The sequence below is a fragment of the Deltaproteobacteria bacterium genome (genome assembly GCA_016213065.1).
In the GTDB taxonomy this organism is placed as follows: domain Bacteria; phylum UBA10199; class UBA10199; order SPLOWO2-01-44-7; family SPLOWO2-01-44-7; genus JACRBV01.
Map to the genome: position 1 here is coordinate 1 of JACRBV010000064.1, position 7,970 is coordinate 7,970.

General features: G+C 45.0%; 6 protein-coding genes. 3 read left to right on the forward strand and 3 right to left on the reverse strand.

Annotation, left to right across the window (positions count from 1 at the left end):
- Both HY877_03910 and HY877_03915 read left to right on the forward strand, forming a co-directional pair.
- The coding region (locus tag HY877_03910; protein ID MBI5299423.1) for a hypothetical protein at positions 1–2,167 on the forward strand (2,167 nt) is incomplete at its 5' end.
- Between the two features lie 43 nt (positions 2,168–2,210).
- Positions 2,211–2,969 (forward strand): hypothetical protein, encoded by a 759-nt coding sequence (locus tag HY877_03915; GenBank protein ID MBI5299424.1) that lies wholly within the window; start codon positions 2,211–2,213, stop codon positions 2,967–2,969.
- Here HY877_03915 and metG read toward each other — a convergent pair whose 3' ends face one another.
- From metG to HY877_03930, 3 genes are read right to left on the reverse strand one after another with little or no spacing between them, the layout of a single operon-like run.
- Positions 2,970–4,904, reverse strand: coding sequence for a methionine--tRNA ligase (gene metG / locus HY877_03920; GenBank protein MBI5299425.1), 1,935 nt, complete (start codon positions 4,902–4,904; stop codon positions 2,970–2,972).
- 38 nt (positions 4,905–4,942) lie between these two features.
- On the reverse strand, positions 4,943–5,797 hold the full coding sequence (locus tag HY877_03925; GenBank protein MBI5299426.1) for a DNA polymerase III subunit delta': 855 nt from the start codon (positions 5,795–5,797) through the stop codon (positions 4,943–4,945).
- Positions 5,772–6,389, reverse strand: coding sequence for a dTMP kinase (locus tag HY877_03930; GenBank protein ID MBI5299427.1), 618 nt, complete (start codon positions 6,387–6,389; stop codon positions 5,772–5,774). Before HY877_03930 ends, HY877_03925 begins: the two co-directional genes overlap by 26 nt.
- Before the next feature lie 168 nt (positions 6,390–6,557).
- Between HY877_03930 and HY877_03935 the strand changes: the two genes are divergently transcribed.
- On the forward strand, positions 6,558–7,637 hold the full coding sequence (locus HY877_03935; GenBank protein MBI5299428.1) for an ATP-binding protein: 1,080 nt from the start codon (positions 6,558–6,560) through the stop codon (positions 7,635–7,637).
- Positions 7,638–7,970 lie beyond the last annotated feature (333 nt).

Genomic DNA, 7,970 nt, shown 5'->3' on the forward strand with positions numbered 1-7,970 from the left:
ATTTGCCGATGTTGTCCCTCTGTGGAGAGAATTGAAACAGATTTTGACAGCCTATGATATAGCGGACGGCGTAAAGCCTTTGGAGGAACTCATCCGATCATGGTTTTTCAGCAATTATGAACGGATTATGTCTACGCACATGAATGTGCTGGCACCTTTTATAGTGGTGGATAAACCGTTTATACCGTCCCATTACGTTGATGAAAGCGAACTTGCAGGTATTGTCGTCGGAGGAGAAAGAAAAAGTCTTAAAGATTTTTTTGGAGATGCGAATTGGTTGGTTGGCGATATTGATGAAAAACTTTGGCGTGCAACGAATGAGAAACTTTGGAGTGTTGTTACTCGATCTTTGAGTGAATTTAAAGATCCGGACGACCCAAAGACCGATGCTACGCTTGGAACGGCACTCTTCGCTAGTTTGCCAGCAATTTTTCCACAAGCCTTCCGTCATCTTTTTGCCATTTCCCCGCGATTATATGAAAATGTTGTCCTCATGGCGATGGGTCTCGCCCGTGGAGAAAAAGAAGAAAACCCAACTATGCAAATGACAGACCGACTGGAAAAATCACTTGAGGTGGCGTTTCACTATTTCGACCGCGAAGTTTTATATCACGATATTTTCCACCATTATCGTCCGTGGGATTGGTCCGAACTCTATTTGGAAGCAAGCTATATTCTTTATCAAATGATGTCTGAAATACCGGATCAATATGGTCTCAGCATTGTCGGCTGGAGAGATTTTGAAGGGAAAAAATTCATAGTGAGTCCCGAAGAGAGAGAGAGAATTTTAAAAGGAGAGCGAACACTGCACGTTTTTGAACGCGGCCCCAACACCACCGTTACAATTCATCTCCCTGAAAAATTAACATCAGATCAATTTCGCTGGATATCTCCTTATAATCAAACCAATCCGAAAGTCTGGAAAACCGTGAAAACATTTTATGAGGATCCCGCCATGACGGTGTGCGCTAGCATCTACGAAGAAGCTTACGCAATGGCGACACGGCAGATCAATCCGGATTCTACGTTACTGCAGATAGTTAATAGCGTTGTCACCATGGGTGCTGGGGAGAAGAATCGTCTAAGAGCAGACATGGTTATGTCTTATCGAGATTTCATTGTTAAAAAGTACGGTGGTGAGGGCATAGTTGGGTTGAAAGAAATAATAAATCAATTTCAGCAGGATCGTAAGCTTACTCCCATGCCATCTGCCGGTGCGGCTGTTGGCGAGTGGAACCAATTTGTGGATCGGCGCGAAGTCTTTCTCGCAAGTTATCACTACCTTGGCTACGACCGTCAGCTTGATGAAGGTTATGAAGGAGCCTACAAAGCCTCGGTGCAGGCTGGTGCCAGTTTTGATGACCGTCGTTCCGTTCTTTCCGGGTGGCTCAACTTTTTGTCCGAATCCATTCGTCTGGCCGATATTGTGGGGATGCTTCAAACAGAACCTGAATGGGCCAACAGTTATGCGGATCGTTATCTGGCCGTCTCCAAAGAATTGGAACATCTCTATGTTGAAGCCGGTCGTCAGTCCGATGCGGATCAACTAATCGAAGATCGTTTCAGTTTGACCCGCCAAAAAATGATTTCTGCGATATCTATTTCCCTTGTTGACGCACTAGAAAAATGGTCCTTATCCAAAAGTGAAGTAGAATCTGACGCGAAGGACCGTATTTTGAAACGCAGGGCAGAGACTATCGAAAAGGCTGTGCCAATAGTTTCTGAAAAAGGACCTTCTTCTAAAAATGAAGCGATTTATCAAGTCATGCTGACCGATGTTTTAGGCTCTGCATCGGGTATAGCGTGGCAAGAGTGGCGAGCGGGTCCAGAATTCAGAAAGGTTATCTCACTCAATACACCAAGGAAATTTGAAGCATTTTATATTAGGGTTTGCGACCGTTATTTGGCTCTGAGAAGGATGTCTACGTATCAGTCTGAGAATCCCCTTATGTTATGGCTTGCCGCCATCCGACAAATTTTTGGCGAAACGTCTCCGGTGCTGGAAAATGTGGTGGGGAGTTCCCGTGTGGCAATATTGGCGAGGCTCTATCAGAAAGCTCAGAAGTTCGACAGTATCGAAGATTTGCTTCTCCGTGATTTCCCCGACCTGCGCGTTGGCAAATTAAGATACAACGAACGCCCCCCAACAACATCCATCACGCCGTAACTTTCCCCTTGGAATGAGGCGCTGGCTGATTTACATTCAGTGCATGTCCGATTCCAGCACCGACATTCCCGATTTGGGTGAGATAGACATTCCAACCAGTCTTGATGATCTTCTGCGCGAATCAACGCGTCGCAATCAGGTGGTGGGGAGTTGGGGTTTTAATTCGCGCCTTGATTTCACGAAAATGTCGACCGAAGAAACCAACGTGTGGTTCTTTGAACAGGTTTTTAATTTCATGCGCGCTTTTTTTGGTCTCGTGGTGCCGGATCACATGGAAGTCATCACCTATAACGGAAGCAAACAGGTGAAAAAAGAAAATCTCAACCCGATGACTTTTCTCGATGAGCTCATGCTCGTGATGAAAAATTTCAACGAGCCGCTCTGGGTGATTCGCCTGCATCTGAATATCGTCGGTTTTTTGCGCACCGATTGGGATCCCGACAATCTCATCCGACTGCAAATTCAGGAACCCGCGAATTTTGTCGTCTGGGGCGGTCCTGATGAAACCGGTTTTCAGACTTTTTCAATCAGCTATGCGTTGTTTTCCAATCAGAAGATCAAGGGAGAAGATTCTCTTCTGTGGTCCATCAACCAACCTTTATTTGAGAAAGCTCTCAAAAAATGGGAAAGACAATCAGGGAAACGCATCGAGGTCGTGCGCGGCAATAGCAAAGACGTTTCCCTCTACGAACACGGTTTCAAAAAACCCGCCCCCACCGGAGCCAAACCCACAATAGAAGAAGAACAACCAGCAAAACCCGCCGAAGACGAAATCCCAAGCCTAGATGATCTGGATTTGTAGTTATTTAACCCTTGATCCCACGGCTACATCTTTAAATGGCGTTAATATAGATATGGTGTTTGCGTCACTTGTGGCGAGGAGCATTCCGTTTGATTCAACTCCGCGGATTTTTGCCGGTTTTAAATTGGTGACGACTACCACTTTTTTGCCGATTAAATCTTCGGGAGAATAGTGGAGCGCAATGCCTGCGACGATTTGTCTTTTCTCCGTCCCCAAATCGATTTGAAGTTTCAAAAGTTTGTCCGCCCCCTCCACCTTTTCCGCATGAATCACTTGCGCCACCCGAAGATCCACTTTGGCGAAGTCGGCAATGTCGAGCAATTCTTTTTCTTCTGGTCCATGGTCCATAGTCCCTTGTCCCTTGTCCTTTTTCGGTTTTATTTTTTTCTCCTCAATTCTTGGAAATAAGTTTAAGCCTTTTTTGATTTCCGGACCAAATTGCTCCAGAATTTTTTTTGCTGTGGTGGGTATGAAGGGTTGCAACAAGACGGCAATGTCACGAATGGTCTCCGCCACATTTGTCAGAACATTTTGTATTTTTGTCTTTGGTCCATGGTCCATAGTCCATGGTCCCTTCGCCATCTCCCACGGTTTGTTTTCGTTGATGTATTTGTCTGCTTCAGAAATACCTTCCCAAATGCCCGCCAGTGCTTCGTGAAACGCGATGTCCCCCGATTTTATCTCCAGAGAGTCTTTCACTTTTTTGGCAACGGTTTTCATTTTTTTTGCGAGCGGATTTGTTTTTGATTTTGCGGAGGGAACTTTTCCTTCCAGATATTGCTCAATCATGCCCGCGGTTCGGCTCACCAAATTTCCAAGTCCGTTGGCGAGGTCGCCGTTGTATCGGCGAATGAAATCTTCCCACGTAAAATCGCTGTCTTGTCCGAAGCTCGAAGTGCGTAGGAGATAATAACGAAGTGCGTCGGCGCCATAAACATCGATGACATCCATCGGTGTCACCACATTCCCCAGTGTTTTGCTCATCTTTTCGCCTTTGAGATAAACAAATCCGTGACCAAACACCGTTTTGGGAAGAGGAAGTTTGGCGGCCATGAGCATCGCGGGCCAGATCACACAATGAAAGCGCGTGATGTCTTTTCCAATAATGTGCAGGTCGGCCGGCCACCACTTCTTAAATTTTTGATTTTTGGTCTTTGCTTTTTGCTTTTTGCTTTTTGCTTTTTGCTCTTCCTCCCCGTAGCCGATCGCGGTGATGTAGTTGATCAACGCGTCAAACCAGACATACACCACATGGGTGGTATCGAAAGGAACCGGAATTCCCCACAGGAAAGAGGCGCGGGAAACGCTGATGTCCTGAAGACCTCCTTCAATGAGACGCAAAATTTCATTCCGCCGCGCGGCGGGCAAAATAAATTCGGGATTTTTTTTGATGTGTTTTAAAAGTTTGTCCTGATATTTGGAGAGGCTGAAAAAATAATTTTCCTCTTTGAGCCATTTCGGTTTTGATTTGTGATTGGGGCAGAGTCCGTCAACCAAATCTTTTTCTGTGAAGTAGGCTTCACACGATTCACAATACCATCCCTCAAAAAATTTTTTGTAGATGTCACCGTTGTCAAAAACGGTTTGAAAAAGTTTTTGCACCCCTTTTTGGTGACGCTCTTCCGAGGTCTGAATAAAGTCATCATAGGAAATGTCGAGTTTTTTCCAGATCAATTCAAATTGCGTGCGCATTTTGTCGCAATAAACTTTTGGATCCAGTCCCTCTTTCTTGGCCGCTTTCTCAACATTGATGGAGTGTTCGTCATTTCCCATCTGGAAATGAACATCATGGCCTTGCATTCGCTTGAAGCGCGCCAGCACATCCGCACCGATTTTTTCATACGCGGTGCCGATGTGGGGGAGGCTGTTAACGTAGTCAATGGCCGTCGTGATGTAAAATTTCTTTTTCACCCCACCACCTATTCTTTGGCCCATAGGGCCAATTAGCTTCGATAATGGAATAGGTGGTGGGGTCATTGAGCGGCGAGTGTAAACAAGAGATTTTCGAAGAGCAACTGCTTATTCGCGTGAAATTCCAACTGGCGTGAGGCGTCTTGAATTGACTGCCATTGTTTGAACCGGATCTCCGTTGTAACGGCGGAATCCTTTGCGATAATTTTTCTGTGCCAGAGGTGATGGAGCATCGTCAGAATGAGAGGAATTTTTTCATCGTCATGGCTCCACTCTTCGCTTAAATCAAAAATAAGAGACGGCTTCGGATTTTTTAAAAGAGTTTCGAGTCTATTTTTTGTCTCTTCGAAAAGTTCGGGATTCAGTTCAAGAGCGGCTTTGAGACTCCCCTCCGAAACGAGAGCCCTTTGATGCGCCTCCTCTTTGGAAATGCCCTGTTGTTCAAGATATTTTTCAATGTCGCTCTCATTGAGCGGACTAAAATCAATGGTTTGACAGCGTGAGCGGATGGTTGGCAAAAGTCTTCCGGCCTGTGCGCTGATTAAAATAAAATAAGTGTCCTGTGGTGGTTCTTCCAATATTTTTAAAAGGGCGTTGGCCGTGGCCTCCGTCATCGCTTCCGGTTTGTTGATGAGAACCACTTTTGCTTTTCCCTCCAGCGGGTGAAGATAAATTTTGCGTTTGAGTTCCCGAATGGTGTCAACTTTGATGGTGGTGCCCACCGGTTCAATCAAATGAATGTCGGGATGAAATTTTTTTGTTTCACCAACGAGTGTCTCTGCCAGACGCAGTGCAATCGTCTGTTTCCCGATTCCTTCAATGCCGGAAAAAAGAAGGGCGTGCGGTAATCTTTTTTCCGTCAAAGATTTATTAAGCTGATCGGTCTGTTTTTTATGACCCAATATATTTTTCCACATAGTTGGCAATTTCCTGATGAACGGTGTCTCTTGTTTGGGTTGCGTCAATAATTTTTATCCGTTTGGGTTCCGCTTTTGCGATTTCGAGATACCCTTTTCGGACCTTTTTGTGAAATGAAACTTTTTCTTCTTCAAATCGGTTTCTGTCTTGCGCCCTTCCTAACCCGATCTCCACGGGACAATCTAAAAGAAAAGTGAGAGTGGATTGAAGATTGTCGGTAGCGATTTTATGAATATTTTTCAAAAGAGTTTTGTCGATCCCGCGCGCATCTCCCTGATAGGCTTTTGTGGCGTCGGCATAACGGTCGCACAAAACAATTTTTCCTCCTTTGAGCGCGGGAAGAATTACCTGATGAACATGTTGAGACCGCGCTGACGCGTAGAGCAGAAGTTCCGTGATGGGGTGCATCTCTTTGAAATCTTTATTAAGAAGAACTTGGCGAATTTTTTCGCCGATTGCGGTTCCTCCGGGTTCCCGTGTGAAGAGGGTGGGAACTCCCTTACTTTTGAGATAGTTTTCCAAAAGCTTAATTTGGGTCGATTTGCCACACCCTTCAATGCCTTCAAATGTAATAAAAATCCCCGGAAGCATGGACTAAGCCCGCTATCGTGATTGTCTAGAAATAGCAAGGATGCTAATTAGTCTTGACCAAAATGCAATGCGTTACATTTTGGTCTTGACCAAAATGCATTCCTATACATAATGGCCATTATGGATAGGGCCATTAAACCATTTATTTTAAAGGACTTAGAGAAAAAGATGGTCTTTTTGGCGGGACCCAGACAGGTTGGCAAAACCTTTCTGGCCAAGTCCCTTTCGTCCCTCTGGCCTGAATATTTTTATATCAACTTTGACTCCGACTCTGGCCGAAGCCTATTTCTGAAAAAACAGTGGGACAGAAAATCTCCGCTCATTGTCATGGATGAAATTCATAAATGGCCGAAGTGGAGGACGATATTGAAAGGTGTTTATGATACGGAAGGCATTCCTCCCCGCATTATGGTCACAGGAAGTGCCCGTCTTGGTATTTATCGGCGCGGTGGTGATTCTTTGGCAGGCCGGTATTTTCTTCATCATCTCTATCCTCTGACTGTCGCGGAATTGAAGAAAGAAATCAAACCGGCGGATGCTCTCTCGCAACTGATGAAATATGGCGGTTTTCCCGAACCCTTTTTAGCTCAAGACGAGACTTATGCCAATCGCTGGCGAAAACTGCTGATTGACAGGGTTATTCGTGAAGATGTTCGCGATCTGGAACCGATCAGCAAAATTCAGTCCTTATTTCTTCTTATTGACATGTTGCGCGAAAGGGTTGGTTCCGCAATATCCTATTCCTCCATCGCCCGGGATATTCAAGTGTCTCCTCATACGATAAAACATTGGATAAATATTTTGGAAAATATGTATCTCATTTTCAAAATCACTCCTTACACAAAAAACGTTGCGCGTGCGGTATTAAAAGAACCTAAAATATATTTTTTTGATACGGGTATGGTCAGAAAAGATGAAGGTGCGGTGTTTGAAAATCTTGTGGCCTTATCCATCAAAAAGCACCTGCATCATCTTGAAGACACATTGGGGGAAGAGAATTCTCTCCATTTTATCCGCGACAAAGAGAAACGCGAAGTTGATTTTGTCATAGCGGTAAACCGCAGAGCGAAGACGCTCATCGAGGTAAAAGTCGGAGAAAAAGATTTGAGCAGGCCCCTTCTTTATTTTAAAAATAAACTTCAGGGGGTTGAGGCTGTGCAGATCGTCAAAAATATGGATAGGTCTTTGACTATTGACGGCATACAGATTGAAAAGGCCGCAGATTGGCTTTCAAATTTGGCGGTGTAGGCGGAAAAGTGTCCTGATTTCAGCAAGTTAGACCTGCGAATAAAAAAATGCGTTTTTAAGCAACTTTGGGGTGCTGTCCAACCGATAATAAATATAGATGGGATGAGAACAATGGTTAAATCTCTTTCAAAGACATTTGAGTCTCTTTTAAACAGCAGTCCTTACCCTGTTCGTTTGGGTAATTTCGCCGCGACGGATTCCAAAAAATCCAAGCGCGCAGAGTTTGCGGAGTCTGTGTCAAGTCCCGGCTTTGCCGGGACGCGAAGCAAACTCGCAGAGTTTGCGGAGTCTGTGTCAAGTCCCGGCTTTGCCGGGACGCGAAGCAAACTCGCA